The 254-nt window shown below is 57.9% G+C and carries 1 pseudogene; it reads left to right on the top strand.

The window, feature by feature from the left end:
- Positions 1 to 120 precede the first annotated feature (120 nt).
- Positions 121 to 254 (top strand): annotated as a pseudogene (locus AB4Y43_RS40710) (IS3 family transposase); the annotation flags it as partial.

Raw genomic sequence — 254 nt, 5'->3', positions numbered from 1 at the left:
ACGACGGCGCTCCGGCTCGGTCAGAATTTCGATGGGTTCCACGTAATGACTAGGCTTACTGTTAGGCACAAGACTACCTCTTATTTTAAGAGAGTCCTCGTGTCCTCAGATACGTGGGGCCGCTCCAGCGGCAGCGTACTTTGCGAAAGAATCGACGTGAAGTACGCCTTTATCGAACGGGAGCACAAGCGCTGGCCGGCGTCGCTGCTGTGCGAGTTGCTGGAGGTCAGCCCGAGCGGGTATCACCAGCGGCG

Origin of the sequence: Paraburkholderia sp. BR10872 (assembly GCF_040965835.1) — a bacterium.
GTDB classification, from domain to species: Bacteria; Pseudomonadota; Gammaproteobacteria; order Burkholderiales; family Burkholderiaceae; genus Paraburkholderia; species Paraburkholderia nodosa_A.
The sequence above is the reverse complement of the archived record's forward strand: the minus strand, read 5'-3'. Positions and strand labels throughout refer to the sequence as shown.